This is a genomic window from Synechococcus sp. A10-1-5-1 (genome assembly GCF_023115425.1).
In the GTDB taxonomy this organism is placed as follows: Bacteria; Cyanobacteriota; Cyanobacteriia; order PCC-6307; family Cyanobiaceae; genus Vulcanococcus.
Genome location: NZ_CP096032.1, coordinates 2,046,865 through 2,071,792 on the forward strand (window position 1 = coordinate 2,046,865; position 24,928 = coordinate 2,071,792).

The 24,928-nt window shown below is 64.2% G+C and carries 29 protein-coding genes and 1 tRNA gene; 11 read left to right on the top strand and 19 right to left on the bottom strand.

What is annotated here, in order from left to right:
* The 3 genes from MY494_RS10950 to MY494_RS10960 are packed head-to-tail and all read right to left on the bottom strand — an operon-like array spanning position 1 to position 2,284.
* Positions 1-1,323 (bottom strand): protein kinase, encoded by a 1,323-nt coding sequence (locus MY494_RS10950; protein WP_247910275.1) that lies wholly within the window; start codon positions 1,321-1,323, stop codon positions 1-3.
* Entirely contained in the window at positions 1,320-2,012 is a 693-nt protein-coding gene (locus MY494_RS10955; RefSeq protein ID WP_247910276.1) for an FHA domain-containing protein, read from the bottom strand. Before MY494_RS10955 ends, MY494_RS10950 begins: the two co-directional genes overlap by 4 nt.
* Positions 2,009-2,284 carry a hypothetical protein gene (locus MY494_RS10960; RefSeq protein ID WP_247910277.1) on the bottom strand — a complete coding sequence of 92 codons (276 nt, stop codon included), beginning with the start codon at positions 2,282-2,284 and terminating at the stop codon, positions 2,009-2,011. Before MY494_RS10960 ends, MY494_RS10955 begins: the two co-directional genes overlap by 4 nt.
* 15 nt (positions 2,285-2,299) lie before the next feature.
* Between MY494_RS10960 and MY494_RS10965 the strand changes: the two genes are divergently transcribed.
* Positions 2,300-4,606, top strand: a complete 2,307-nt coding sequence (locus MY494_RS10965; protein ID WP_247910278.1) for a transglycosylase domain-containing protein — start codon at positions 2,300-2,302, stop codon at positions 4,604-4,606.
* Here the strand turns inward: MY494_RS10965 and MY494_RS10970 are convergent.
* The 3 genes from MY494_RS10970 to atpD form a co-directional block, all read right to left on the bottom strand.
* Positions 4,581-5,660, bottom strand: coding sequence for a rhomboid family intramembrane serine protease (locus MY494_RS10970; RefSeq protein WP_247910279.1), 1,080 nt, complete (start codon positions 5,658-5,660; stop codon positions 4,581-4,583). The two genes, MY494_RS10965 and MY494_RS10970, sit on opposite strands and share 26 nt — an antisense overlap.
* 74 nt (positions 5,661-5,734) lie before the next feature.
* Complete coding sequence (atpC, locus tag MY494_RS10975) at positions 5,735-6,145, bottom strand: ATP synthase F1 subunit epsilon (RefSeq protein ID WP_247910280.1); 411 nt, start codon at positions 6,143-6,145, stop codon at positions 5,735-5,737.
* 16 nt (positions 6,146-6,161) lie between these two features.
* Positions 6,162-7,622 (bottom strand): F0F1 ATP synthase subunit beta, encoded by a 1,461-nt coding sequence (gene atpD / locus MY494_RS10980; protein ID WP_247910281.1) that lies wholly within the window; start codon positions 7,620-7,622, stop codon positions 6,162-6,164.
* Positions 7,623-7,893: 271 nt separating this feature from the next.
* Here atpD and groES point away from each other — a divergent pair, with 271 nt between their 5' ends.
* The 5 genes from groES to MY494_RS11005 all read left to right on the top strand — a co-directional run bounded on the left by groES (position 7,894) and on the right by MY494_RS11005 (position 12,408).
* Positions 7,894-8,205 (top strand): co-chaperone GroES, encoded by a 312-nt coding sequence (groES, locus tag MY494_RS10985; protein WP_247910282.1) that lies wholly within the window; start codon positions 7,894-7,896, stop codon positions 8,203-8,205.
* A gap of 47 nt (positions 8,206-8,252) precedes the next feature.
* Complete coding sequence (groL, locus tag MY494_RS10990) at positions 8,253-9,887, top strand: chaperonin GroEL (protein ID WP_247910283.1); 1,635 nt, start codon at positions 8,253-8,255, stop codon at positions 9,885-9,887.
* Between the two features lie 276 nt (positions 9,888-10,163).
* Positions 10,164-10,523 (top strand): hypothetical protein, encoded by a 360-nt coding sequence (locus MY494_RS10995; RefSeq protein ID WP_247910284.1) that lies wholly within the window; start codon positions 10,164-10,166, stop codon positions 10,521-10,523.
* Between the two features lie 59 nt (positions 10,524-10,582).
* Positions 10,583-10,948, top strand: coding sequence for an MscL family protein (locus MY494_RS11000; RefSeq protein ID WP_247910285.1), 366 nt, complete (start codon positions 10,583-10,585; stop codon positions 10,946-10,948).
* A gap of 134 nt (positions 10,949-11,082) precedes the next feature.
* Positions 11,083-12,408 (top strand): ammonium transporter, encoded by a 1,326-nt coding sequence (locus MY494_RS11005; RefSeq protein ID WP_247910286.1) that lies wholly within the window; start codon positions 11,083-11,085, stop codon positions 12,406-12,408.
* Positions 12,409-12,468: 60 nt separating this feature from the next.
* On the opposite strand, the gene msrB is transcribed toward MY494_RS11005, so the two are convergent.
* From msrB to gpmI, 3 genes are read right to left on the bottom strand one after another with little or no spacing between them, the layout of a single operon-like run.
* Entirely contained in the window at positions 12,469-12,939 is a 471-nt protein-coding gene (gene msrB / locus MY494_RS11010; RefSeq protein WP_247910287.1) for a peptide-methionine (R)-S-oxide reductase MsrB, read from the bottom strand.
* Positions 12,940-12,943: 4 nt separating this feature from the next.
* Complete coding sequence (gene secG, locus MY494_RS11015) at positions 12,944-13,180, bottom strand: preprotein translocase subunit SecG (RefSeq protein ID WP_247910288.1); 237 nt, start codon at positions 13,178-13,180, stop codon at positions 12,944-12,946.
* Between the two features lie 20 nt (positions 13,181-13,200).
* On the bottom strand, positions 13,201-14,772 hold the full coding sequence (gene gpmI / locus MY494_RS11020) for a 2,3-bisphosphoglycerate-independent phosphoglycerate mutase (protein WP_247910289.1): 1,572 nt from the start codon (positions 14,770-14,772) through the stop codon (positions 13,201-13,203).
* A 242-nt stretch (positions 14,773-15,014) separates the two neighbouring features.
* Between gpmI and pyrR the strand changes: the two genes are divergently transcribed.
* On the top strand, positions 15,015-15,563 hold the full coding sequence (pyrR, locus tag MY494_RS11025; RefSeq protein WP_247910290.1) for a bifunctional pyr operon transcriptional regulator/uracil phosphoribosyltransferase PyrR: 549 nt from the start codon (positions 15,015-15,017) through the stop codon (positions 15,561-15,563).
* Between the two features lie 3 nt (positions 15,564-15,566).
* Here pyrR and MY494_RS11030 read toward each other — a convergent pair whose 3' ends face one another.
* The 3 genes from MY494_RS11030 to MY494_RS11040 form a co-directional block, all read right to left on the bottom strand.
* Positions 15,567-15,788, bottom strand: coding sequence for a ferredoxin-thioredoxin reductase variable chain (locus MY494_RS11030; protein WP_010315371.1), 222 nt, complete (start codon positions 15,786-15,788; stop codon positions 15,567-15,569).
* 40 nt (positions 15,789-15,828) lie between these two features.
* The gene (locus MY494_RS11035; RefSeq protein WP_247910291.1) at positions 15,829-16,659 is read right to left on the bottom strand and encodes a hypothetical protein; all 831 of its coding nucleotides are present in this window, start codon (positions 16,657-16,659) and stop codon (positions 15,829-15,831) included.
* An 80-nt stretch (positions 16,660-16,739) separates the two neighbouring features.
* Entirely contained in the window at positions 16,740-18,296 is a 1,557-nt protein-coding gene (locus tag MY494_RS11040; RefSeq protein ID WP_247910292.1) for an Hsp70 family protein, read from the bottom strand.
* A gap of 86 nt (positions 18,297-18,382) precedes the next feature.
* Here MY494_RS11040 and MY494_RS11045 point away from each other — a divergent pair, with 86 nt between their 5' ends.
* Genes MY494_RS11045 through MY494_RS11055 form a run of 3 tightly spaced genes read left to right on the top strand, consistent with a single transcriptional unit; the run spans position 18,383 to position 19,332 of the window.
* Complete coding sequence (locus MY494_RS11045) at positions 18,383-18,688, top strand: hypothetical protein (protein WP_247910293.1); 306 nt, start codon at positions 18,383-18,385, stop codon at positions 18,686-18,688.
* A 3-nt stretch (positions 18,689-18,691) separates the two neighbouring features.
* Positions 18,692-18,922: a DNA-directed RNA polymerase subunit omega gene (locus MY494_RS11050; protein ID WP_185187021.1), complete on the top strand. Its 231-nt coding sequence runs from the start codon at positions 18,692-18,694 to the stop codon at positions 18,920-18,922.
* Between the two features lie 32 nt (positions 18,923-18,954).
* Positions 18,955-19,332, top strand: a complete 378-nt coding sequence (locus MY494_RS11055) for a DUF1818 family protein (RefSeq protein WP_371820601.1) — start codon at positions 18,955-18,957, stop codon at positions 19,330-19,332.
* Here the strand turns inward: MY494_RS11055 and MY494_RS11060 are convergent.
* Positions 19,295-20,173: an NAD(P)-dependent oxidoreductase gene (locus tag MY494_RS11060; RefSeq protein ID WP_247910294.1), complete on the bottom strand. Its 879-nt coding sequence runs from the start codon at positions 20,171-20,173 to the stop codon at positions 19,295-19,297. The genes MY494_RS11055 and MY494_RS11060 overlap by 38 nt on opposite strands.
* A gap of 359 nt (positions 20,174-20,532) precedes the next feature.
* Here MY494_RS11060 and MY494_RS11065 point away from each other — a divergent pair, with 359 nt between their 5' ends.
* On the top strand, positions 20,533-20,760 hold the full coding sequence (locus MY494_RS11065; protein ID WP_247910295.1) for a DUF2811 domain-containing protein: 228 nt from the start codon (positions 20,533-20,535) through the stop codon (positions 20,758-20,760).
* Here the strand turns inward: MY494_RS11065 and MY494_RS11070 are convergent.
* From MY494_RS11070 to MY494_RS11095, 6 genes are all read right to left on the bottom strand, one after another.
* Positions 20,741-21,469 (bottom strand): hypothetical protein, encoded by a 729-nt coding sequence (locus tag MY494_RS11070; RefSeq protein ID WP_247910296.1) that lies wholly within the window; start codon positions 21,467-21,469, stop codon positions 20,741-20,743. The two genes, MY494_RS11065 and MY494_RS11070, sit on opposite strands and share 20 nt — an antisense overlap.
* 29 nt (positions 21,470-21,498) lie before the next feature.
* Positions 21,499-21,957 (bottom strand): EVE domain-containing protein, encoded by a 459-nt coding sequence (locus MY494_RS11075; protein WP_247910297.1) that lies wholly within the window; start codon positions 21,955-21,957, stop codon positions 21,499-21,501.
* A 47-nt stretch (positions 21,958-22,004) separates the two neighbouring features.
* A complete protein-coding gene (gene murD, locus MY494_RS11080; RefSeq protein WP_247910298.1) occupies positions 22,005-23,384 on the bottom strand; it encodes a UDP-N-acetylmuramoyl-L-alanine--D-glutamate ligase in 1,380 nt (459 codons plus the stop codon).
* Between the two features lie 29 nt (positions 23,385-23,413).
* Positions 23,414-23,485 (bottom strand) — tRNA-Val (locus MY494_RS11085).
* Positions 23,486-23,525: 40 nt separating this feature from the next.
* A complete protein-coding gene (locus MY494_RS11090) occupies positions 23,526-24,308 on the bottom strand; it encodes a photosystem II S4 domain protein (RefSeq protein WP_247910299.1) in 783 nt (260 codons plus the stop codon).
* A gap of 11 nt (positions 24,309-24,319) precedes the next feature.
* Entirely contained in the window at positions 24,320-24,823 is a 504-nt protein-coding gene (locus tag MY494_RS11095; protein ID WP_247910300.1) for a hypothetical protein, read from the bottom strand.
* Between the last annotated feature and the right edge of the window lie 105 nt (positions 24,824-24,928).

Consider the following 24,928-nt stretch of genomic DNA (forward strand, 5'->3'; position numbering starts at 1 on the left):
TTATCTGCGGATCGGGGTGATCGGCCCGGCCGGGGTGCTGAGCTGCTGCAGGGCCGCGACATTACAGGTTTTGCCCGGCTCCACTTCGAGCCGTTGGCCATTGGGCAACTGCCCCTGCCAGGGGGCTTCGCTGAGGTTGCGTAGGCCCACCACGGCAGCGTCCGTGGGGTGGGCGACAAGCAGGGCCAGGGGCTGATCGAGGCGTTCGCCGCGGCGTCTATCGAAGTGATGGGGATGCAGGGCATTGCCCGGGCAGGCTGCCACCCGCCCCTGGGGCAGTTGCAGCTGCAAGCCCCCTGGGTTGCTCTGACCGCAGCTCCAGCAGGGGCCGTCTTGGAAGCGTTCTTCGCCGCAGTGGTGGCAGAGCTGCCGTTGATCCAGGCAGCGCGCGAGCTGCTGTTTCCACTGCCCCGTCAGCGGGCGTTGGCTGGGTTGCCGTAGCCCCGCACCGAAGCTGGTCTCGAAGAGTTGCTGGAGGCTTCGCGGATAAATCGGCCAGGTGATCAGGGCCGCGGCGTGTTCCTCAGGGTCCGGGCGGTTCGCGGGATTCACTGGATCAAAGATGAACAGGGCCTCCTCGCCGTAGAGCCGGCGCCGGGCGGGTTCATCGAGGCAGCGGATCGCCAGTTCCTGTTGACCGCGGAAGGGGTCGTGGCGGGTGAGCAGCCGAAAGAGCAGCACGGCCAGGCTGAATTGATCGGTGCTGGCACTGGGCTTGGCTGAGCCCAGCAGCACCTCCGGGGCCATGAAGCCCGGGGTTCCGAGCACGCTGCCGGTGCCCTGGCCGTCGACCGCGACGTTGTCGTTATCGCAGATCAAGATCGCCCCATCACTGGGCCTGAGGAAGAGGTTCCCCAGGGAGATGTCCTTGTAACAGAGCCCCTTGAGGTGGAGTTCGTGGAAGGCCGTGGCCAGGAAGAAGCAGGCCCGCAGGATGTTCTGCAGGCTGATCTCCATCCGTCCGCCGGCGTGGAGATGGGCCCCCTGAAAGCCACTGGGCCGTAGGGGCATCAGGTAGCCGAAACCGGGCTCTTGGCTCCGGAGCAGCGGACGACTCTCCGCAGTGGGCTCCAGCAGGGCCATCGGCCAGAGGAAGTCGCCGTTGGGGGCCCCCAGGCGAATGCTTCGCTGCAGCCGCTGCCGCAACAGCGGGTCGCGGACGACGCAACTGGGGAAATACCACTTCAGGGCGAGCGCCTCAGCGCCGCAGCGCACGGCGTAGACCTGCCCTTGGGTGCCGCCCCCCAGGCAGCGCTCGATCTCCAGGGGCTGCTCCAGGCCATCGAAGGTCAGGCGGGTCCCCAGCGGCAGCAGGGTGTTCATCGGGCCTGGGCTCCGAGGGCCTTGCGGATGCCGTTGCGGTGGGCCAGGGCGGTGCGGCGGTTGGCAAAGCCATGGCGCAGGGCGCGTCCATCGCGAAGCACCACCACCAGGCTGTGGTCCTTGCGGGACCCCAGCAGGATCCAGCCGGCCAGGGCACCGATCTCCAGGGGCCAGAAGACCAGCGGGAAGGGCAGAAGCAACAGGCCCCCAAGGCAGAGCAGCAGCCACCAGCTGAAGACGTGGGGATGGCGGGGCAGGCTCTGCACCCCCGCTGAGAGGATCTCGGCAAGCTCTACCGGCTCCCCATCCACATCGATCCGGCGGGGCGCTGCAGGTTTGGGTTGGGCTGGGGCGGCCGCTGGCTTGGTCGGAGTGGCCGCGATCAGCTCGAACTGCAGCACGGGGCCCTGGAGTCCGAGCCGGATTTCATCACCGTCCTCGAGCTGGCGGCACTGTTGAATCCGTTGCCCTTCGTGGAAGGTCCCGTCGTTGCTTTGCCACTCGCAGACCAACCAGCCCTGGGTTTGCGAGAACCGGACGACGGCGTGGTGATCGGAGACCCCGGTTTGGCTGGCGAGGCAGAGCCGATTGCTCGGCGCCTTGCCGATGGTCAGGGGTTGTTTGGAATCGAGGGGCGCGGCTTTGCTGGGATCGCTCGCGAGCACCAGCCGGGCTTTGGGGGCGCTCATCGCTCCCCTCGCCGGCGGGCCCACCAGATTCTCCAGTCATCGCGGAGGTCGTTCCAGAGGCCGCCATCCCCCTCGCGATAGGGAAGGACGCGCCCGGGGAAGAGGACCGCTTTGCTGGCCAGGGCCAGGGCCACGAGCACCATCAACAGCAGGATCCAGCCGGGGATCGCGCCAACCCAGGTGAAGGCAAAGAAGGCCCGCAGCGCATAGAGGCCGATCGTGATCGCCAACCAGAGGCGAAAGGGCTCCCAGGGGTCCCGTTGACGCTGCACCGAAGGGGGCTGACGTTGGCTGGTCTTAGCCTATGGCCGGACTGCATCACCCGCCTGAGCACCTCCCCTCGCTTGGATCGCCTTGCCTCGCCGGCCGTTCGTGAGGCGTGGGCAGCATTCGCCCGGGCAGCCTTCCGCGGACCTTGGCGCGAGCGTCCCGATGCGGTGCGCCGCACCCTGCCGGCGCTGCTGCAGCACCAGCCGCGCCTCGAGCTCTGGGTGAGGGAGCAGAAGCTCCAGGAGCTCGACCTCGAGACTCAGCGCTATCGCCTCGGCCGTGATCCCTCCTGCGAGCTGCCCCTGTCCGACCCGGCCCTGAGCCGGGTTCACGCGATCCTCGAGAAGGAGCGTCCCAGCGATCGGGACTTTGCCTTGGAGGACTTTGGTTCCTCGAATGGGCTCTTCCACCGGGACCGGCGCATCCGCTGGATTCAGCTGCGCGACGGGGATGTCGTGCAACTGGGCTCACCGCTGAAGGGCCAGGCGCCTGAGCTGCGCTACGTCCACCCCCGCAGCCCTCTGGAACAGGCGGTTCGCCTGCTGGGCATCAGTGCCCTGGCGGGTTCTGCCCTCTTGGTGAGCGGCATGCTCCTGGCGGCCAGCATCGGCGGTGGCTCGAGGATCCGGAGCATTGAAGGCCCGGTCAAGATCTTTGCGGCCAATGGCCAGCAGGTGGACGCGAAGGAAGGCTCCTCCACGGCGCTGCCGTCCTTGCAGTCCTACCCCTTGCATCTGCGCCAGGCCCTGCTGGCTTCAGAGGAGGCGCGGTTTGGCTGGAACAGCGGCATTGATTTGTTCGGCACCCTGCGCTCGGCGGTCCTGGGGAGCGGAGGCGGAAGCGGCCTGACCCAACAGGTGGCCCGCATGGTCTACCCAGAGGTGGGGCGGGATCTGAGCCTCACCCGCAAGCTTCGGGAGTTGTCGGTGGCCTTGCAGCTGGAGGTGGGCTTCAGCAAAAACCAGATCCTCAAGCTCTATCTCGATCGCGCCTATCTGGGCCTGGGGACCGAGGGGTTTGAGCAGGCCGCTCAGCTCTATTTCCGCCAGTCCGCCAGCGATCTGGACGTCGGACAGTCGGCCTTTTTGGTCGGACTGCTCCCCAGCCCCAACGGCTACAGCCCCTGCAATCTCAAGGATCCCGGGGCGGGCCTCGAGCGCCGCAACCTGGTGCTGAAGCTGATGCATGAGCAGGGGTGGCTGAGCGATCAGGGCCTGGTCGATGCCCAGCGGCGGCCCCTGAACATCGACCCTTCGGCTTGCCGAGAGTCGAGCTTTAGCAGCTATCCCTTCTTCAGTGACTACGTGATCGGGGAGCTCGAGGGCACCCGCTTTGGCCTGAATCTCAGGGGTTCGGATGCGGCAGGGAATTACGCCGTGGAGAGCACGATCAACCCCAAACTCCAGCAGTTGGCGCAGGAGCAGCTCAGGCGTTTCCTGGAAGGACCGGCAGCTTCGGCGGGCTTGACCCAGGGAGCCCTGATCAGCCTGAACACCGAGACGGGCGACATCCTGGCCTACGTCGGCGGCGGGGACTACAGCCGCTCGAGTTTTGACCGGGTGCAGGCCCTGCGCCAGCCCGGTTCGACCTTCAAGCTCTTTCCCTTCCTGGCCGCCCTCGCGGCGGGCGTCTCCCCGTCGGCGTCCATCTCCTGTGCCCCCCTGGACTATGTCGGGGGCTGCCGCCAACGGACGGGGGCCATGAGCGTGGCGGCGGGGCTGGCCGGCTCGGAGAACGTGGTGGCCTTGCGCCTGGCGGAGCGGGCAGGGTTCTCCCAGGTGCTCAAACTGGCGCGCCGGCTGGGCATTACGACGCCGCTGGACGCCGACTACAACACCATGCTGGGCGGCCGCGAGACCTACCTCTATGAGATGGCCCGGGCCTACGCCGTGGTGGCCAACGGCGGCCGCTCGGTGCCGGTGCACGGGGTTAGCCGCATCTACGACCTCGGGATTTGCCGTTCGATCAAGAGCCTGGATCGTTGCCCGGCCCGGGGTGTGACGACCCCGATTGGGGAGCGATCCCGCCAGCTGCTCCGGCCGGAGGTGGCCGCGGCGATGGACCAACTGCTGGCTGGGGTCGTCCAGGGGGGCACCGGCCGTGCGGCCGGTGTGATCCCGGACGCCCGTGGCAAGACCGGCACCACCAACAACGGCGTGGATGCCCTGTTCATTGGCTACTCCCCCTCGCTGAAGTTGCTGACGGCGATCTGGATGGGGAACGACGACAACCGTCCCGCCTCCGGAGCGAGCGGTGGTTTGGTGGCGGACCTCTGGGGTCGCTACATGCAAGGTGCCGCTAGAGCCATTCCTGCAGCCGGCTGATCAGGGCCCAGAGCAGGCCCAGGATCAGTCCCCAGCTGCAGCTGGAGGCCAATAACCGTTGAAGGGCCGTGCTGTCTTCACCGGATTGTTGGCGGGGCAGTTGCCATCCCAGTTGCAGGGCACCCACGAGCAGCAGTAGCACCCAGGCCGGAATACTCAAGCCCAGGGGGCGAAAGACCAACAGCTTCCAGTGCAGCAGGCTGGAGCCGGCCGCCAGACCAATCAGGGCACAGACCGCACCTGAAGATCCGCTCCAGGTGCGTTGGATGGTCCAGCGTTCGGCGCAGATCGCGGCCAGGGTCAGGCAGGCCAGGGCCGTGAGGCTGTAGCGCAGGATCACCTGACCTAAGGGCAGGGGCGAGTTCCCCAGAACGATCAGCAGCACGGTCAGATTCACCGCGGCCTCCACGCCGTTGCCATGCACCCAAGGAGCACTGATCCAGCGCCAGACCTCCCTTGGCCTCGTGGCTTGCTCGCTGCTGAGACTCCAGCGATGTCTCAAGGGTTGGCGCCAGGGCCCGATGCTCAGGCTGGCAAGGCCGAGTACCAGGACCATGCCCCCGCTCCAGCCCCAGCCATCGAAGATCAGCCGGTCCAGTTCTTGCCCAAACCAGCTCAGCACCAGCGCGCCGCAGGCTGAGAGGACCAGCCCTGGAGCGAGGGGTTCGAGCCGGCGCAGGGTGGGCCTGAGCTTGCCCTCAACCGCTTGAGGTTTCGGCGCTGACGGTGGTGAGGAGGGTGCGCTTGGCGGTGGAGCTTGGCCACAGGCCGCGTTGAGCAGATCCTCCAGCTCGGCCTGGACTTCCGGTGAGTAGGTCTGCCGAATGTGTGCTACCAAGCTTGCTCGGGCACTGGCTTGGCTGGCGCCTTCCCCATGGAGCAGTTGCAGCAGCAGGGGTTGGTTGGCGAGGTCCCGGATCGGCCCCTTAAGGCCGTCCTCAGCACCCAGGGCATCGATGAGGCGGTTGGCGATTGCCCGCCCGCTCTTCAACGCCTCAGGGTTCTGGATCAGCCATTGGCGCAGCTGCCTGCCGAGAGTTGTGCCGAGGCCCATGGCTTGGGATCTGTGGGCTGAGCATAAAAAAGCGCCCCCGAGGGGGCGCTTGAGCACTGAACACGCGTCTGAGCTCAGTTGTTGATCGTTGCAGCTTGAACCCGAGCGCGGGCTCGGGAGAGGGCCTGTTGGGCCTTCAGCTTTTCAGTGCTTGCGGCTTGACCTTCGAACTTGGTCGCGGCGGCGGTGGCCGCTTCCAGTTCTTTGTTGGCTTCATCAGCATTGATGGAGCTGCCGAGTTCAGCGGTGTTCACCAGAACGGTGACTTCATCCGCTTCGATCTCAGCAAAACCACCTTGGAGAGCAATGGCTTTCCAGTCGTTGTTCTCGCGAACCCGAAGCACCCCGTAGTCGAGGGCGGTGAGCAGGGAGACGTGACCGGGAAGAATGCCCAGTTGGCCTGTGGTGGAAGGAAGGATGACTTCGTCGGCGGGGCCGTCGAAGACGCTCTGGTCTGGGGCCAGAACGCGGAGGGTGAGAGACATCAGCTAACGCTCCGGATCAACCTTTGGCGTCGGCTTGGATCTTGGCAGCCTTTGCCTTCACTTCGTCGATGTTGCCCACCAGATAGAAGGCAGCCTCGGGGAGGTGGTCCAGTTCACCAGAGAGCACCATGTTGAAGCCCTTGATGGTGTCCTCAAGCTTCACGTACTTGCCGGGCATGCCGGTGAAGATCTCAGCCACGAAGAAGGGCTGGGAGAGGAACTTCTCGATCTTGCGGGCGCGGTCCACGGTGCGACGGTCGTCTTCGGACAGTTCGTCCAGACCGAGAATCGCGATGATGTCCTGGAGCTCCTTGTAGCGCTGCAGGGTGGACTGCACAGCGCGGGCGGTGCGGTAGTGCTCATCGCCCACAACGGCGGGCTGGAGCATGGTGCTGGTGGAATCAAGGGGATCCACAGCGGGGTAAATGCCCTTGGAGGCCAGACCGCGGCTGAGCACGGTGGTGGCGTCCAGGTGGGCGAAGGTGGTTGCCGGTGCGGGGTCGGTCAGGTCGTCCGCAGGGACGTACACAGCCTGAATCGAGGTGATCGAGCCTTCCAGGGTCGAGGTGATGCGCTCCTGGAGAGCACCCACGTCGGTACCGAGGGTGGGCTGGTAGCCCACAGCCGAAGGCATGCGGCCCAGCAGAGCTGAGACCTCAGAACCGGCCTGCACGAAGCGGAAAATGTTGTCGACGAACAGCAGCACGTCCTGCTTGTTCACATCGCGGAAGTGCTCAGCCATGGTCAGAGCCGAGAGACCCACGCGCATGCGGGCGCCGGGGGGCTCGTTCATCTGGCCGTAGCAAAGGGCCACCTTCGACTTGGACAGGTCATCGGGGTTGATCACGCCCGATTCCTTGAATTCCTCGTAGAGGTCGTTGCCTTCACGGGTGCGCTCGCCCACGCCAGCGAACACCGAGACACCGCCGTGCTCTTTGGCGATGTTGTTGATCAGCTCCTGGATCAGCACGGTTTTGCCCACGCCGGCACCACCGAACAGGCCGATCTTGCCGCCCTGGCGATAGGGAGCCAGCAGGTCGATCACCTTGATGCCGGTCTCGAACACCTGGGGCTTGGTTTCGAGGTCGGTCAGCTTGGGAGCTTCGCGGTGGATGGGGGCGGTGGCGGTGGTGTTCACCGGACCCTGTTCGTCAACGGGCTCGCCGAGCACGTTGAAGATGCGGCCCAGGGTGGCTTCACCCACAGGCACGGAGATGGAGGCGCCGGTGTCGATGGCGTCCATGCCACGCACCAGACCGTCGGTGCCGCTCATGGCCACGGCACGCACGCGGTGGTCGCCGAGCAGCTGTTGAACCTCTGCGGTCAGAGCAACGTCTTGACCAGCAGAATTTTTGCCCTCAATGCGGAGAGCGTTGTAGATCTTTGGCAGCTTGCCGGCCGGAAATTCAACGTCGATCACCGGTCCGATCACCTGCCGGACGATGCCTTTGGTGCCGGTGGCAGTAGCAGCAGCCATTTAAAGGAGAAGTCGCAGGACGCGCAGCGGGATCATTCCCGCCTGAAGCGGCGCAAACATACCACCGCGACCCCGGGCCCCGTCACCCCCCCCGTCGCGCTGTTCGGTCACCCGCCCCACGAGATGGTTGTGAACTCGTGAAGCGAGCCCATAACTTGGCACTCAAGGGATGTGAGTGCTAACTCGCGTTCCCAGGCGTGAACACGCCGCGACCCTGGCAGCGTCTCTGGCGCCATGCCAATGGTTTCGCCACCCAACTCGAATTCCATCCATGGCTGCTGTTTCCCTCAGCGTTTCCACCGTCAAGCCCCTCGGCGACCGCATCTTTATCAAGGTCTCCGAGTCCGAAGAGAAGACCGCCGGCGGCATCCTTCTGCCTGACTCCGCCAAAGAAAAGCCCCAGGTGGGCGAAGTGGTGCAGGTGGGCCCCGGCAAGCGCAACGACGATGGTTCCCGTCAGGCTCCTGAAGTGAGCATTGGCGACAAGGTCCTCTACAGCAAGTACGCCGGCACCGACATCAAGCTCGGCAGCGACGAGTACGTGCTCCTGTCTGAGAAGGACATCCTGGCTGTCGTCAGCTGAGTCCGAACACTTTTCCCTAACCCCACTTTCCGCGAGAACCGCCTCCCATGGCTAAGCGCATTATTTACAACGAGCAGGCTCGCCGCGCTCTGGAAAAAGGCATCGACATCCTGGCTGAGTCCGTTGCCGTGACCCTGGGCCCCAAGGGCCGCAACGTCGTCCTCGAGAAGAAGTTCGGCGCTCCTCAGATCATCAATGACGGTGTCACCATCGCCAAAGAGATCGAGCTCGAGGACCACATCGAGAACACCGGTGTTGCCCTGATTCGTCAGGCCGCCTCCAAGACCAACGATGCCGCCGGTGACGGCACCACCACCGCGACCGTCCTGGCCCACGCCATGGTCAAGTCCGGTCTGCGCAACGTCGCTGCTGGCGCCAACGCCATCACCCTGAAGAAGGGCATCGACAAGGCCGCTGAATTCCTGGTCGAGAAGATCAAGGAGAACGCCAAGCCCATCAGCGACTCCAACGCCATCGCCCAGGTCGGCACCATCTCCGCTGGCAACGACGAGGAAGTCGGCCGGATGATCGCCGATGCCATGGACAAGGTTGGCAAAGAGGGTGTGATCTCCCTCGAGGAAGGCAAGTCGATGACCACCGAGCTGGAGGTCACCGAGGGCATGCGCTTTGACAAGGGCTACATCTCCCCTTACTTCGCCACCGACACCGAGCGGATGGAAGCGGTTCTGGAAGAGCCCTACATCCTGCTGACCGACAAGAAGATCGGTCTGGTCCAGGATCTGGTGCCCGTGCTCGAGCAGATCGCCCGCACCGGCAAGCCTCTGCTGATCATTGCTGAGGACATCGAGAAGGAAGCCCTGGCCACCCTCGTGGTGAACCGTCTGCGTGGCGTCCTGAACGTGGCCGCTGTGAAGGCCCCTGGCTTCGGCGATCGCCGTAAGGCCATGCTCGAGGACATCGCTGTCCTGACCAACGGTCAGCTGATCACCGAGGACGCCGGCCTCAAGCTGGAGAACACCAAGCTGGAGATGCTGGGCACCGCCCGCCGCATCACCATCAACAAGGACACCACCACCATCGTCGCCGAAGGCAACGAGGTGGCCGTGAAGGCCCGCTGCGAGCAGATCCGCAAGCAGATGGACGAAACGGACTCCACCTACGACAAGGAGAAGCTGCAGGAGCGTCTGGCCAAGCTCAGCGGCGGTGTGGCCGTGGTCAAGGTGGGTGCCGCCACCGAGACCGAGATGAAGGACAAGAAGCTGCGCCTGGAAGACGCCATCAACGCCACCAAGGCGGCCGTTGAAGAGGGCATCGTTCCTGGCGGTGGCACCACCCTGGCCCACCTGGCTCCTGCCCTCGATCAGTGGGCTGCCTCCAACCTCTCCGGCGAAGAGCTGATCGGCGCCACCATCGTGGCTTCCGCTCTCACGGCTCCCCTCAAGCGCATCGCTGAGAACGCTGGTGTGAACGGCTCCGTGGTGGCCGAGCACGTCAAGAACAAGCCCTTCAATGAGGGCTACAACGCCGCCACCGGCGAGTACGTGGACATGCTGGCTGCCGGCATTGTCGATCCCGCCAAGGTGACCCGCTCCGGTCTTCAGAACGCTGCCTCGATCGCAGGCATGGTTCTGACCACCGAGTGCATCGTGGCTGACATGCCCGAGAAGAAGGAAGCAGCTCCTGCCGGCGGCGGCATGGGCGGCGGCGACTTCGACTACTGATCGCCTGTCGGGGAGAGACTGACCTTCTCCCCTCCAACTCTTCAGTTATCGCAACGCATGTGGGGCACATCCGTGCCCCTTTTTTGTGCCGGTCGAGCGGTGCTGATCCGAGGCAACCCAGCTCTTCTGTATAGATACTGCAATGCAGATCTATGCAGGAGGGCTGTTTTCTGTTTGCGGGGGGGGCGACGCGTCGAAGGTGGAACACTCCGCCGCTGAACCGGGAAATAGATCCAAGAGGAGAGGCGTATTGTTCTTGCTATATGAATCTTGGTTGTGTCGCGTCCTGGTGCCTTCGCTGCGAACTTCAGGCCTGACGTCTTGGATCGCTTTAGGGATCTCTGCCGGCGTCAGGGCAAGCAGTACACGAAGGTTCTCGAGCGTCTTGCTCAGGTGTATCTGGAGACCGAAGGTGCCGTGCTGGATGGAGCGGCCTCTGCTGGGCTGGCGGATCCCGACAAGAAGAAGCGGCTGGTCCAAGTGGAATCACTCCAGAACAAGCTTCTGGAAGATCTCTTGAAGCGTGTGGAGGTCCTGGAGAAGCAGAAGGTGAAAACCGACTATGAGATTGAGCGTGTTCAAAAGAGCGTTGCGTTTCTGCGCTCCGGTCTTCAAGAACCTGGTTCCAAGGGCTGAACGGTTAAGGACTCGTTGTGCCTCGTGTTCGAATGAAAGTCTGAGTTCCCTGGTCCTTCATGCTCGCTTTTCGTCGCTGGTTGCGTGAATTCACGGAGTTCTTCTTTCAGAAGGGCAATGCCCTGAATCTGGCCATCGCGGTGGTTGTGGGCACGCAGTTTCAGCAGATCGTCGATGCGCTCACGAAAGATCTCTTGATGCCCTTGGTGAATCCATTGATTCGCAATGGCGGCTGGGAGAAATGGGTCATCCCCTATGCGGGGGGACAGCTCCTGATTGGTCAGGCGCTGAATGTTCTGCTCAATTCCCTGATTGTGGGATGGGTCCTGTTCTTCATTGTCAAAGCGATCAACCGCTCCCAGCGCGTCGCTACGGCAGGAGTGGATCGCCTGCGCGCTCAGCAAGGCGATGGGAAGGAGGTCTGAGCAGAGGGCGGCGGCGGCCGCTTTGGGATCCTCTGACAATGTTCATGGTGAATAGTTTGTGTCCCGGCCTGTCTGAAACGGTATCGGTCATCACCGAATGAGTTCGCGTGCCGTTTCTTTCGCGACAGCGCAGATTGCTGATCGCTGCCCTCACTGTCCCTGCGCTTCAGTTGCTGGCGGGTGCCTTTCTTCCGGCTCAGGCTGCGGAGGCGGCGCTCTCTAGTTCCGATAACACCCTGCTGCTGATCTCAGCGGCGATGGTCCTGTTGATGACCCCTGGCCTGGCCTTCTTTTATGGCGGCTTTGTCAAGGGGCGCAATGTCCTCAACACGATGGCGATGAGCTTCGTGATGATGGGCATCGCCACCTTGGTCTGGGCCAGCTTTGGCTTCAGCCTGGCTTTCGCCGATGGTGGGGTGGCCCAGGCAGTGGTGGGTAACCCCTTCACCTTTGCTCTTCTGGAGCGTCTTCCTGAGGTCTGGGACGGTTTGGCTGTTCCCGGTCTGACCTTTGCCCTGTTCCAGGGGATGTTCGCGATCATCACGCCGGCCCTGATCTCCGGCGCCCTGGTGGAGCGCATCAGCTTCCGCTTCTGGTGTCTCTTCACGCCGATCTGGCTGCTGCTGGTGTATTCCCCTCTGGCCCACATGGTCTGGGGCGGCGGCTTCCTGGGCAAAGACCTGGACTTCGCGGGTGGCACGGTCGTGCACATCAGCTCCGGTGTCTCGGCTTTGGTGCTGGCGGGGTTGATCGGTGCTCGCCGCCAGTGGCCCAAAGCGATTCGCCCTCCCCATGACGTGACCCAGATCCTGCTGGGCACCGGACTTCTCTGGTTTGGTTGGTTCGGCTTCAACGGCGGCAGCCAGCTGGCTGTCGGCGGTGCGGAGATTCCATTCACCACGACCCATGTGGCCGCCGCTGCTGGTTTGGTGGCCTGGTCCCTGGTGGAAACCTGGCGCGATGGCAAGCCCACCGCCGTGGGACTGGCCACCGGTGCTGTGGCTGGTCTGGTGGGTGTGACCCCCGCCGCTGGTTTTGTGACCATTGGCTCGGCCATGGCGATCGGTGCGATCACCGCGGTCCTCTGCGCGGCCTCGGTGCAGCTCAAGGTGAAGCTGCGCTTTGACGATTCTCTCGACACCTACGCGGTCCACGGCGTGGGCGGCACCGCCGGTGCTCTGCTCACGGGTGTCTTCGCCAACGCGGAGCTGATCTCTTCCCATCCTGCCGGGCAGGTCTTGGCCGAACAGGGCCGTGGAGCCCTGGTGCTTGGCCAGCTCCAGGCGGTGCTGGTGGCCTATGGCCTGGCGGCCATCGGCACCCTGCTCATTGCTGGAGTTCTGCGTGGCCTCGGTGTTCAATTCCGGGTGAGCGAAACCGCCGAGAACCTCGGCGTTGACGTCGCTGAACACGGCGAAGAGGCCTACGCCGAGCGGGTTGGTTCCCCTCAGCTGTTCTGAACGAAGAACCAACAAGCAAGCCCGGGGTGCAGTGCAGCCCGGGCTTCTTGCTGTCTGGGTTTAGGCGTTGGCCTTAAAGCTCAGTGCCACGCCGTTGTTGCAGTAGCGCTTGCCGGTGGGGCGAGGGCCGTCATTGAAGACGTGGCCTTGATGGCCGCCGCAGCGCTGGCAGTGGTATTCCGTGCGGGGCACGATCAACTTGAAATCGACGCTGGTGCCGATGGCATTGGCCAGCGGCTCCCAGAAGCTGGGCCAGCCGGTGCCGCTGTCGTATTTCGCCTTGGAGCTGAACAGCGGAAGATCGCAGCCGGCGCAGTGGAACACGCCGGCGCGTTTTTCATCGTTCAGGGGGCTGGAGAAAGGGCGCTCGGTGCCCTCTTGTCGCAAGACCTGATAGGCCGCTGGCGACAGGCGTTGTTTCCACTGGGCGTCGCTGAGTTGCCACTGCGGATCACCGGCTTTGGCGGCCGCTTCCGCTGGTTTGCCGCCCACCAGAAGGGCCAAGGAGGCGAGCAGTCCCCGTCGTGTCATGGATTTAGAGGCCTTTGAACCAGCCGGCACTGAGGGCCGTGGCCAGTCCCATGAAGATCGCCAGCAGGGTCCAGGTGATGCGATTCAGGGTTGCCTCAGCGCTGCGCGCGCTGCTGAACATGGAACTGCCGCTCGAGGCCAGTCCCCCCATGCCATCACCCTTGGGGCTGTGAAGGAGCACGGTGATGACCAGCAGTGCACCACTGCTGAGCCAGATCCAGGTGAGGGAGGTTTGAATCATCGATGCAGCCTAGGCAGTGACTAGACGCCGAGGGTCTGAGGGATGCGGCTGGGCTGAGATGGGCTACCCAGGGGTGTGATCAAGGAGGTGCCAGTCATCCGGCTTGGCTGCTCCAACCCCAGGATCTCCAACAGGGTCGGGGCCACATCGGCCAGTCCACCGCCACTGCGCAGTTCCACGGCGGTGCCATGGCCAGGGATCTTGCGCTTTTCACCCTCCACCAAGATCACCGGCACGGGGTTGGTGGTGTGGGCGGTCCAGGGCAGGCCATCGGGGCCTTCCATCAGCTCGGCATTGCCGTGGTCCGCGGTGACGATCAGGGTGCCGCCCATGCGGTTGGTGGCCTCCAGCAGGCGGCCGACGCTCTGGTCGACGGCACCGATGGCTTCCACGGTGGCCTCCATCGCGCCGGTGTGGCCGACCATGTCGGGGTTGGCATAGTTGATCACCACCAGGGAATAGATCCCCTTGTTGATGGCGGAGATGCAGTTGTCGGTCAGCTGTTCCGCTGACATCGCCGGGGCCTGGTCGTAGGTGGCGACCCGCGGCGAGGGGACCAGGTGGCGGTCTTCTCCGGGGTAGGGCTGCTCGATGCCACCGTTCATGAAATAGGTGACGTGGGGATATTTCTCGGTTTCGGCGGTCCGGAACTGACGCAGGCCGGCCTCCGAGACCACCTGACCCAGCAGTCCATCAAGGGACTCGGGTGGGAAGGCCACGCTCACCGGTAGTCCCGCTTCGTACTGGGTGAAGGTGACGACGTTGAGGTCGGGAATGAAGGTCCGCTCAAACCCATCGAAGTCATCGAGCACCAGGGCTTTGACCAACTGGCGGACCCGGTCGGGGCGAAAATTGAACACCACCAGGCCGTCCCCGGACTGGATCGCTCCCTGGGCTAGGCGGGTGGGTTCGAGGAATTCGTCGTAGATCTCATCGCCGTAGGACGCGCGGAGCACCTCCTGGGGCGATTGCTCGGTGATCTCAGTGTCTTCGGTGAGCAGGCGGTAGGCCTTTTCAGTTCGCTCCCAACGGCTGTCACGGTCCATGGCCCAATAACGCCCGCAGAGGGTGCTGATCCGGCCAATACCCGCTTTTTCGATCTGGGCTTCGATCGTGTTGAGGAACGGCTCAGCGCTCTGGGGAGGCGTGTCGCGGCCATCGGTGATGGCGTGAATGCAGACCTCCTTGAGGCCGCGGGCTTTGGCCCATTGCAGCAGGCCGCCCAGGTGATCGATGTGGCTGTGGACCCCGCCGTCGGAACACAGTCCGATCAGGTGCAGTGTCTTGCCGCTGCTCCGTAGCTGATAGGCCAGGGCATTGAGTTCAGCATTCTCAGCGATGCTGCCGTCGCGAACGGCCTGGCTAATGCGGACCAACTCCTGGCGAATAATCCGTCCGGCCCCAATGGTCAGGTGTCCGACTTCCGAATTCCCCATCTGCTCGTCCGGCAGGCCGACTTCGGCGCCGCTGGCTTCGATCAGGGTGTGGGGATAGGCATGCCAGAGGGCATCCATGACCGGCGTTTGCGCAGCCCGGATAGCGTTATGGATGTCGTCGTGGCGGTAGCCCCATCCGTCCAGGATGCACAGCACAACCGGGGCAATCGCACCCTTCTGGGAGGAACCTGAAGGACCGGCGCCTGGTGACGCCGCTTTGTGCGAGCCCGATTCGGTGGACGGTATGACTGTCACCCGATAAAACCCCGCCTTTCCCTGCACGACCAGATAGATCCAACCTACCTCTTGCCTTGCGCTGAGCCAGTCCCCAGCATGGTTGCGTCAGCTTTTGGCTACACCAGGGGTTGTCCATACCGTCGCTCGCCCCTCTCAATCCCATGGCAGTCGATCGCGTTGAAATCTTGTCCGCGGTTGAGTTGGGAAGGACCCTGAATCGTCTGGCCTCCCAGGTATTGGAGAGCGTCGATGACAGCCGCGATCTGGTGCTGTTGGGGATTCCCACCCGGGGGGTGGCCTTGGCTGAGGTCCTGGCCCAATTGCTCGAGCAGCTCGCGGGCCATCCTGTGGACTGCGGCAGTGTCGATCCCACCTTTCACCGGGATGACCTGGATCGGGTGGGCACCCGCCTGGTGGCACCCACCTCTTTGCCCTCCAGCCTCGATGGCAAAGAGGTGCTGCTGGTCGACGACGTGGTCTTCACGGGGCGCACCGTGCGGGCCGCCCTGGAGGCGCTGCAGGCCTGGGGGCGTCCCCGCCGCGTCTCACTGCTGGCGATGGTGGATCGCGGTCACAGGGAGTTACCGATTCAGCCCGACTTCTGCGGTCGGGTGGTTCCCACGAATCGGCAGGAGCTCATTGCTCTTTGCCTCAAGGGCATCGATGGGGAGGAAGGGGTGTTCCTGTTGAAAGGGGAGCCCGAGGACTGACCCTCAGGCCACCGCCTCGAGTTCGTCGGCGCGGAAGTGGGCGCGGAACTTCCCGAAGGCCACGATCACGGGCATGGTCGGGCTGATGGTGCGGCCCTTGTAATCGTTCAGCACCTGGAAGACTTCGCCCTGCTGGCCCTTGAGATCGAAGGCCTGGCCGCGGTGCTGAGGGTGGTGGAAGACCACAACGCTCTGGCTGACCGTGACTTGATCTCCTGCCTGCATGAAGAGGGCCGCTGAAGTGGGGCCATCCTGTCACGCGTGATTAACGCCTGCAGGCCGTTTCGGGACCGTCTTCAACGACCTCTCCCCCTAATTCCGAGCAGGCCTGGCTGAAGGCTTGCCAGTCATCCAGTCCCTGCTTCAGCTTTTGACTCACCAGGCGGTTGAGCTGCGCCTCGGGAACGTTGGAGCCCAGGCCGCGATGGGAGTCGTGGTCACCATGGTCACGCTTGCGGAGCCCCTCGATCCCTGCTTCGACCTGTTTCCGCAGCCCTTGGGTGCGTTCGCGCCACCAGGGGTGCTCGATGCGATTGAGGGCGTCAAGCGCTTCCCACCAGCGCTCTTGAGGGATGAGCCGGGCGGCTCGGTCCTTTTGGAAACGGTTGCGGCTCCAGTCCTCCCGCAGTTGATCGCCAACTGCTGTGCCTTGGGGGTTCTGGTCGGCATTCAGGCTCTTCAGGACCTCTAAGGCCTGATCCAGTTGACCGCGGCGATAGAGGCCAAGGGCTTCGTTTTCGAGTTGCTTCTGCCAAGCCAGTAGGCGCTGTTGGTCCTCTGGGGTGCTGTTGCCGGAATTGACCAGTAGGCGCTGCAGTTGAAGCGCCTGGGCTTGGCGTTGTGATTGCCAGAGCTGCTCGGCTTTGAGCCGCCGGCAGTGGCTGAGTTCCAACGGTGCCTGGCCTCCGAGCCAGCGCAGGGCCAAGAGCTGCTCGCCATAGAGCAGGCAGTCATCCAAACGCCCCGCCTTGGAGGCTTGCTCGAGGCGTGCCGGGAGTTGTTTCTCCCACCAGTAGGCCGCGCCGACCCCAGATGCCACCAAGCCCAAGGTGAGCACCAGCCAAAAACGCGGAAGCCGGTGTCGGCGGATGGCCAAGAGGCGCGTCAGGAATCCAGCTCCGTTCTATGGAGCTGCCTCCCAGTGATCACGCGGCCAGGGGCAGAGCTCGAGCCGGCCTAGCGGATGGCCCCCAAATCCATGGCGCTCTGGCGGGTCTGGGTTTGCAGATCCAGGCTTTCGACTTGCAAGTGACAGGCCGAATCAATCCAGAACCGCAGCTCCATGCGGTCCTCCCCCGGGGTGCCGCAGGGGGTCAGGGGGATCTGGATCGGTGTTTGCGCCCAGGCTTTGACCCTGGCGGCTCCTGCGCTTTTGCGGCGCAGAACCGGGAGGCCATCGACAAAGACCACCTCGCTGCGCTCTTCCGCCTGGGGCTCTCCGAGCACCAACTCCAAGGCGTTCTGTTCCGCTTCGCTGCAGGAGAGGCGTATCACGAGAGGTTGCTCGATCGGCCAGCTCTGACCAGCCATAAAGAGGGGGTGCCAGCGGTGTTCCGCGCTGCGCTGATCCCAGCAGCGCAGGGAGACCCCTTGGCTGAGGACGTCTTTGATGCGAACTCCGGGGGTCAGGCTCAAGGCCCCCAGGGCGACGGCTTCAACGGGACGACTCCCCCGCAGGGGCGTGCCCGGGAGTCGCTGCTGGAGCCACTGGCGAATCAGAGGGATCTGGGCACTGCCACCAACCGGCAGGATCGCGTCGATGTCCTCGCTTTGGACGCCCGCGGCCCGGGCGGCGGCCAGGACGGTCTCCAGCAGTTCATCCAGCAGGCTCAAGAGCCCTTGGTCCTCCAGCAATTGTTCGAGGTCCGCTCGCTGCAGGCGCAGGGGGATCGCGTTGGATACTCCCGCGGGGGTCCAAAGGGCGAGGGCTTCCTCCTGAGCGCTGAGCTCGCATTTGAGCCGTTCGCAGACCTGCAGCAGTCCCCGTGGCGGATGGGGCAGGTCAGGGCAGAGGTGAGCGGCGATCCAGTGGTCCAGATCGCGTCCACCGATCGCCAGCCCGGCTTTTCCCAGGACCTCTGCGGTCCGCAGCGTTTGCTGGCTGCTGTTGAGGTTGCGCCCGCCAAAGCGCAGCAATTGGGCGATGGGGGCGGCCCGTCCTTCGCCCCCGGGAAGCGCCACCAGCGATAGATCGGTGGTCCCCCCTCCGACATCGACCACCAGGACGCGGCTGCCTGGGGCAAGGCCCGCGCCGATGGCCGCAGCGGTGGGTTCATCGACCAAGGCCACATCCGGGACGTCCATGGCCTCGACGGCCTCCAGCAGCCATTGGCGGTAGCCCCGATAGCCATCAATCGGGGCGGTCAGCACCAGGCGATCCGGTGCGAGATCCTCCGGCAGATGGGACCAGATCTGCTCGAGCAGCAAGCGTCCGCTTTGTTCCGGCGTGAGCCAACTGTGATTGGCCTCGCTGCTGGGTTGGGCAATGAGGCGTTTGAAATCCCGCTGCAGTTGGGGCCCTTCGCATTCCAGGAAGCCCCCTTCAACGACTTGCCGACCAATCAGGGGCTGACTGGCGTCCCGCTCGGTCAGCCAGATCAGGCTGGGGATGGCCACGGGATCCGCGCTGCTGAAGGGCGGCAGGGGCAGAAGGCGGGCGGCCTGATCGCTGGCGCCTTGATGGGCCACCACCGTGGTGGTGCTGCCGAGGTCAATGGCAAGGGTGCCGGCCATTGGCCAAAGCTGAAGGGAAACTGCCGTCTATGAGGGTGACGCAAAACCAGACTTCATGGTGAGACAAGCGGGACTTGTCTTGGATCATGGAGCGGGTTGCTGTTGCCCTGTGGTCGTTCTATCGGGAGGACCCCGAGCAGGCGCGTCGCTTGGATCCCTTGCTGGCCGCGCGGCTGTCCCGTGGTTGGGGTTCCTTGCGGATCGAGTGCAGGGATCTTGCCCACCGCGCCATGGTGTGCGGCGTCATCGATCTGCTCAGGCCGCCGCTTGAGGCGCTGCAGTTGGCTCGGGAGATTCGTTTGGTGGTGGCAGGTGAGGAGCCAATGGTCTTTCCCGTCAGCGTTCCCTTGCCCAGCAGTCTGCTGACCTACGATGAGTACATCGGCGAATAGTGCATGTATCTCGGCGTCAACGTCAGCCCCAAAGAGCTCGCGCAGCGCGCTGAGAATCTCGTCCGGCATTCCAGCAACCGCTACCTGACCACCGTTCGCATTGCTTTCCGCGCCAAGCAGCGCCGATTCGATGATTTCGACGGACTGCTGGAGGATTCGATGGTCAAGCCCGTGCAGCGGGCCATCATCGAGCTGAGCGACGAGCAGGATCAGCCTGACCTGCTGCCCGGCTAGGCCCCAGCCTTGGTTCCCACCCCTGTTGGAGGGTGACCTTGATTCAGCGTGAAGGAGAAGGGTGGCGGTTGGCTTGGGATGCCGGCCGTCACCCTTTTTCAGTGCTGATTGGTGGTGAAGGCTGGGCGGCCGAGCTCAATGAAGCTGAAGCCTTCAGCCTCCGGGATGGCCTCAGCGATCTGATCGCCCAGCACCGTCAGTTGATCGATCAGTTGATGCCCGAAGAGGCGATCGAACTGGAACTCGAGCGGGAGGGCTGGTGGATCTGCCTCGATGGCGATCGCCAGGGCTGGACCCTGCGGGTGATGCTCAGCCCGGAGTCCGGGCAGCGGGCGATCGAGGGCAGCTGGAGCCGTGAGGCCGCCGCCGGCTTTACTGCGGCTCTGGCGCAGCTCCATGGCCAGCCGTGAGGGCGTGCAGGGCGCAGTAATCCAGTCCATCCAGTCCGGCTCCAGTGGCCCGTTGCAGCAGGCGCAGTAGTCCCTCAAGCCCTTCGCTGTTGAGCCCCGTGGCTTGGGAGGTCTCCAGGAAAAGCGCCAGATCCTTGCGCAGGTGGGCCGTGGGGAAATTGGGGTTGCCGTAGTCGCCCTGGAGTTCCCGCTCCAATTTCTTGTCGAAGGTCGGTGCATAGAGGGCGCTCCCCCTGAGGATCTCCATGAAGCTCTCCACCTCAACTCCTCTGTTCTGCACCAGATGCAGCGAGAGGCTGAACGCATGGGTGAGGCTGGCGATCAGCTGGTTGAGAGCCAACTTGCAGGCCATGGCACTGCCGACCGCCCCGAGTCGCCGAGGGGCTTCGCTGAGCTGGTTCAGGATCGGTGCGGCCGCGGCAAAGACCTCTGGCTGGCCACCCGCCATCAGCTGCAGGCGACCGACAAGGGCCTCCGGTTTGCTCCCCAGGACTGGGGCTTCCAGGTAGCGACCGCCCCGTGCTTCCACTTCGGCGGCCAAGGCCTGGCTCTGTTCGGGAGCGATCGTGGCCATCTGAATCACGCAACGCCCGGCCAGCTGCTGGTCCAGCTCTTCCAGGAGCAGCGCCTGGGTGCTGGGTCCATCGCTGAGCACCGTGATCAACCAGTCCGCCTGCCCGGCGACCTCCTGGGGTGTGGAGGCACTCCGGGCCCCGGCCTGAATCAAGGGTTGGCAGCGCTCTGGTGTTCGGTTCCAGACCCAGAGCTCCTGATCACCCTCCAGTAGGCGACTGGCGATGGCTCCCCCCAGGAGGCCGGTTCCAAACAGGGCGATGGCCATGGCGTTTGGGGTGAGATTGCTAATGAGATCATCGCTCTGATCAGGACTGCTGATCAGCGTTTTTCTCCCAGGCGCGCGCGCGTCTTCCCCAGGGTTTTGCACGGTTTTTCCACAGCCCAAGCACGAGAGCGGGCAGTGACCGCGGTGGCCTGGGGAGAACGGGAGTGGAATCGGCAAGGCCTGTTGACAAGCCCTGGGGGCCCCCGCAGCGACGTCCCCCAGGCGTCCATGGACGGGGCTGAACCCCCTCTGGCGGCAGGGATCTAGGCCTGAGAACGCCTGGGAATACCCCCGTCAGGGCGCTGTTGACCGTTCCCTCGTGTTGTGGGGAACTAGTGCTCATCGACCGCAGGAACGGCATGGAAGCAACTGGCACGGTGAGCATGTGCGCTGAGGTTCCCGAGCCCCTGCTTCAGTCCATGCAGGGCTTCATTGAGGCCCACCCCAATTGGGACCAGTACCGCCTCTTCCAGGCCGCTCTGGCGGGTTTCCTGGTGCAGAACGGGGTGCAGACCCGCGAGATCACCCGTTGCTATCTGGCCAACCTCTTCCCGCAGCAATCGCGCTTCACCGAGCCCCTCGCCTGATCCGGCGCCACTGGACGTAGCTGTTGGTCACGGTCGTGGCCATCAGACAGAGGGAGGGCACGACCACCACGCAGGTGATCAGCAGGCCTGAGCCATCCCAGAGCAGTTCGCCCAACAGGCCCAAGGCGAAGGGAAGCCCGGTGATGGCGAGCAGAACCCCCGCTAGGGCGATCAATCCAGGCCCCTGGTGCTCGAGCAGCACGAAGCCGGCTCGAAAGGCCTTGGTGGCCCCAAGCCCTTCAGCCACCACCAGACAGGCATTGAACAGTTGGCTGAGGGCCAGTCCACCCCCCAGGACAACACCAATCACGAGGGGGAGCGGAGCCAGGGGCTGCGCCACCAGCAGCAGGAAGGACCAACCCAAAAAGCTGATCAGCACGATCAGGCTGAGGGCTGCGGTGAGGCGCAGGACCCCTCGGGTGATGTGCCAGCTGCAGGCTCCGTGCCAACGGAAGAGGGAGCTGGCCTGGGGTGCCAGGCCGCGACTGAGGTCCAGCCCCGCTCTGGTGAGGCCATCGATCAGCCAGATCAGGCTGATGGCATAGAGGACGATCCCGATCAAGTACAGGAACACCGCGAAGACGGCGTTGCCGACGCCATCCCCCAGACCAAACACGGTCCAGCCGAGCAGGTGCAGGCCAAATAGGCTGGCCGTAAATCCCAGAACAACCCGCGGGTGAGCCCTCAGCTGGCTGAGGCTGTCGAGCAAGGCTCGCCCCGGTTGGATCTGGGGTTGCTTCAAAGGGGACCGAGGAGGGCCAAGAGTCGCTCTGCGCTGGGCTCGGGAACCGGCAGGATCGAGAGGCGATTGCCTTGCCGCACCACCGGCAGCTCCTCAACACTGAACTGCTCCCGCAGGTCATCCAGGCTCAACAGGGAGCCAAATGTGCCGACGTACTTCAGGCGAACACAGTCCCAGCGGGGTGCTTCCGGTTTGGATTTGGGGTCGAAGTATTTGTTCTCTGGATCGAATTGAGAGGGGTCAGTGATCCCGGTCTCAATCACTTCCATCATTCCGACAATGCCCGGCGGTTTGGCATTGGAGTGATAGAAGAAAGCACGATCACCGATGGACATCGAGCGCATGAAATTGCGCGCTTGATAGTTGCGAATGCCATCCCAGAGCGTTGTGACCTCCGCCTGGAGATGCTGGATGCCGTAGACATCCGGTTCGCTCTTCATCAGCCAGTAGGCCAAGGCTGCTCGTCCCGTTGGCCGCGAGTGTAGGGCTGTTGTTCAGGCCCCTAGAGACTGTTGGTCAGGGAGCGGAAATGCTCGCCGCGCGCTTCAAAGTCGCGGTACTGATCAAAGCTGGCGCAGGCCGGTGAGAGCAGCACGGCGCGGCAGTCTTCCCCTTGGCTGAGCTGCTGAGCGGCTGCAACAGCTGCTGCTAGATCGTCGCAGCATTGGACAACTCCTGTGTATTCGCCGGAGAGCAGGAGGTCTTGGAAGTGGGACTGGGCGGCGCCAAAGAGCACCACGGCTGTGGCCTTGCGTTGGAGTGCAGCAATCCAGGCGCTCGCATCCCCTTGTTTGGCCTCCCCGCCGGCCAGAGCGACCAGGGGACCCTCGACCGCCCGCAGGGCGACTTCGGCGGCGTCGTAATTGGTCGCTTTGCTGTCGTTGATCCACTGGACCCCATTCAGGCGGCGGATCAGCTCCAGGCGGTGGGGGACACCGGGGAAAGCCCGCAGGGCCGCTTCCATCGATGGGCCGCTCAGGCCCAACTCCAGGCCCACGGCCACAGCCATCAGCATGTTCTGGCGGTTATGGGCCCCAGGCATGGCCAGGGCAGTTGCATCCAGCAGGGCGCCGCTGCTCTGCATGACCTGATCCCCCTCAACCCAGAGCCAGGGATCGATGCCTTTGTTGAGGGCCGCATCCCTCGACTCCGCCGTGATCCAGCGGGCACTCGACCAGGAGGCGGCATGGGCGCAGAGGTCGGGGTCATCGGCATTCAGCACCTGGATCGCCGAGCGCTCCAACAGCCCCCGTTTGATGGCCCGGTAGTTCTCGAGGGTGCCGTGGCGCTCAAGGTGATCGGGGGTCAGGGTGGTCCAGAGGCCGATGGCCGGTGCCAGCTCCGGTGCCGATTCGATCTGATAGCTGCTGAGCTCCACCACCAGGGCTTGGGGGGTGGTTTGACCGTCTTGGAAGCGCTCCAGCGCTAACTCCGCGGCGGAGTGCCCGACGTTGCCGCACATCGGTGCATCGATGCCCCCCCGCTCCAGCAGGTGGGCCACCAGGTGGGTGACCGTGGTCTTGCCATTGGTTCCGGTGATGCCGATCCAGGGGATTGGTCGGCTGGCCTCCCAGGCGGTGCTGATCTCGCCGTTCGTGGGGATCCCCTGCTCCCGAAGCCAGTTCAGGGTGGGGTGATCCCAGCGGATGCCTGGACTGACAATCACCCGCGCGCAGTCCGCCACGAGCGGTTCAAAGCTCTCTGGTGCCAGGGCCTTGCCTAGTTCGACCACGATCCCTTCGGCGCGCAGGTCCTCGGCTTTGCGCTGATGTTCGGGCCCATCGCCGCTCTCCAGCACCAAAACGCTGGCCCCTCGGCGTGCCAGCAAACGGGCCGCACCGAGACCCGATCGGCCCAGCCCGAGAACCACGGTCACTGGCATGGCCTGATGCTCGAGCACCGATTGAAAAGTGGGCGATACTGGAATCGAACCAGTGACTCCTACCGTGTCAAGGTAGTGCTCTACCTCTGAGCTAATCGCCCTCAGAAGCCTTTCGGCTTGAGGAACCTAGCAGTCGGTGGATCAGCGTCTTTGCATGGCCAGGCGCCAGCGTTCCCGCTTGGTGGGCTGAATGTCCAGGATCTCCAGCTCACCGCGACCATCGAGTCGGATCCTGTCGCCCTGTTTGAGCTCTCGGCTCGGGCTGGTCACAACAGCCCAGTTCACCCGAACCGCCCCAGCGCGAATCCAATCGGCCATCTTGCTGCGGGAGACCCCAAGGCCCGCGGACGCGACGGCGTCCAATCGAAGCGAGGCCTCCACACTGCTGAGCTGTTTGGGGGTGCGGGTGGCGGGGAGCTGCAGGTCGCTGATTCCCTTGGGTTCAGCGCTGACCTCAACGCTGCGGACCTGGGCGGTTCGGCCCTGCCAGGCTTCAGCCACCTCCCCCCGCAGGATCAGCTGGGCTCCGCGGTCGCCCCGCATCCAGATGTCCCCCAGGTCCCCGGGTTGTGCTCCGGCAGTGATCAGGCCTTGACGCACATCGGCGGGTTCGGCCGGGTCAAACAGGAAGTTCCCGCTGATGACCAGCCCCTGCAGTGGGGCCGCCGGGAGTTCACCATCGCTGATCTCCACGCGACGCAAGAGCAGCCGACGGCGCTCCGCCTGCGGCCAGCCGCCGTCGCTGGCGAGGGTGAGTTCGGTCAGGCTTCCGAGCCGCTGAAGCGCCTCTTCCAAGAGGTCGGCTGCAAGGAAGTCACTCCACAGCGGTTCCCAGGTGCGTAGGGCCTGCTCCGCCAGGTCGATGAGCTTCCCCATGGCCTCGGGGTTGCGGCAGCCTTGCAGCAACTGATCGCGCGGCAGCATCAGCGTGGCTCCTAGTTGTCACTGAGTCGCACCACGCTTTGAGGCTTGGCCTCCTGCAACCTCGTCCAGGGCACCTCAACGCCGGTTGCGGTCTCGAGAAGCAGCAGCCAGTTGCCCTCCTCCAGGCGGTTGCGCAGAGCGCGGATGCGGTCGTCGCTGTCCGAGCTGACGCTGGCTGCTGCGGCATAGCTACCCATCAGGCCTGAACCCAGACCCAGCAGTCCGCCAATCAGGTGGGATCCCACCTCGCCGGCAAAGGAGAAGGTGTCCAGGTCGGTGATGAAGGTGAAGGTCACCCCTGCGAAGAATCCAAAGGGCATCAGCCAGGTGGCCATTCCCTTTTGACGCCGTTTGCGGGCAATGGAGGGGTTCAGCTCGTCCACCTCCGCCATCGCGGTCTCACCCGCACCCACAGCGACCAGGCGCGCCGGGGCAGGGCTGAGGGAGGCCAACTGTTCTTTGAGCTGGTGCAATCGCTTTCGCGACGAGAGCACCACCACCACGCTGCTGCCCACGGGGTCACGCTTCAGACCAGCCGATTCTCCACGCTCCGGCCCGCCGTTGTGGCGGCTTCAAGGTCCCTCTCTACACTTCACCTCCGGCCGCTCCACCCCGCCGGG

What these genes read in the sequence shown, in the direction of transcription:
- msrB (WP_247910287.1), bottom strand. Translation starts at nt 12,939, where the DNA reads ATGACACGACGGGGACTGCTCGCCTCCTTGGCCCTTCTGGTGGGCGGC.
- MY494_RS11000 (WP_247910285.1), top strand. Translation starts at nt 10,583, where the DNA reads ATGCTCGCTTTTCGTCGCTGGTTGCGTGAATTCACGGAGTTCTTCTTT.
- MY494_RS11060 (WP_247910294.1), bottom strand. Translation starts at nt 20,173, where the DNA reads ATGGCCATCGCCCTGTTTGGAACCGGCCTCCTGGGGGGAGCCATCGCC.
- MY494_RS10950 (WP_247910275.1), bottom strand. Translation starts at nt 1,323, where the DNA reads ATGAACACCCTGCTGCCGCTGGGGACCCGCCTGACCTTCGATGGCCTG.
- secG (WP_247910288.1), bottom strand. Translation starts at nt 13,180, where the DNA reads ATGATTCAAACCTCCCTCACCTGGATCTGGCTCAGCAGTGGTGCACTG.
- groL (WP_247910283.1), top strand. Translation starts at nt 8,253, where the DNA reads ATGGCTAAGCGCATTATTTACAACGAGCAGGCTCGCCGCGCTCTGGAA.
- atpC (WP_247910280.1), bottom strand. Translation starts at nt 6,145, where the DNA reads ATGTCTCTCACCCTCCGCGTTCTGGCCCCAGACCAGAGCGTCTTCGAC.
- murD (WP_247910298.1), bottom strand. Translation starts at nt 23,384, where the DNA reads ATGCCAGTGACCGTGGTTCTCGGGCTGGGCCGATCGGGTCTCGGTGCG.
- MY494_RS11045 (WP_247910293.1), top strand. Translation starts at nt 18,383, where the DNA reads ATGGAGCGGGTTGCTGTTGCCCTGTGGTCGTTCTATCGGGAGGACCCC.
- pyrR (WP_247910290.1), top strand. Translation starts at nt 15,015, where the DNA reads ATGGCAGTCGATCGCGTTGAAATCTTGTCCGCGGTTGAGTTGGGAAGG.
- MY494_RS10955 (WP_247910276.1), bottom strand. Translation starts at nt 2,012, where the DNA reads ATGAGCGCCCCCAAAGCCCGGCTGGTGCTCGCGAGCGATCCCAGCAAA.
- MY494_RS11065 (WP_247910295.1), top strand. Translation starts at nt 20,533, where the DNA reads ATGGAAGCAACTGGCACGGTGAGCATGTGCGCTGAGGTTCCCGAGCCC.
- MY494_RS11050 (WP_185187021.1), top strand. Translation starts at nt 18,692, where the DNA reads ATGTATCTCGGCGTCAACGTCAGCCCCAAAGAGCTCGCGCAGCGCGCT.
- MY494_RS11040 (WP_247910292.1), bottom strand. Translation starts at nt 18,296, where the DNA reads ATGGCCGGCACCCTTGCCATTGACCTCGGCAGCACCACCACGGTGGTG.
- MY494_RS11090 (WP_247910299.1), bottom strand. Translation starts at nt 24,308, where the DNA reads ATGCTGCCGCGCGATCAGTTGCTGCAAGGCTGCCGCAACCCCGAGGCC.
- MY494_RS11030 (WP_010315371.1), bottom strand. Translation starts at nt 15,788, where the DNA reads ATGCAGGCAGGAGATCAAGTCACGGTCAGCCAGAGCGTTGTGGTCTTC.
- atpD (WP_247910281.1), bottom strand. Translation starts at nt 7,622, where the DNA reads ATGGCTGCTGCTACTGCCACCGGCACCAAAGGCATCGTCCGGCAGGTG.
- MY494_RS10970 (WP_247910279.1), bottom strand. Translation starts at nt 5,660, where the DNA reads ATGGGCCTCGGCACAACTCTCGGCAGGCAGCTGCGCCAATGGCTGATC.
- groES (WP_247910282.1), top strand. Translation starts at nt 7,894, where the DNA reads ATGGCTGCTGTTTCCCTCAGCGTTTCCACCGTCAAGCCCCTCGGCGAC.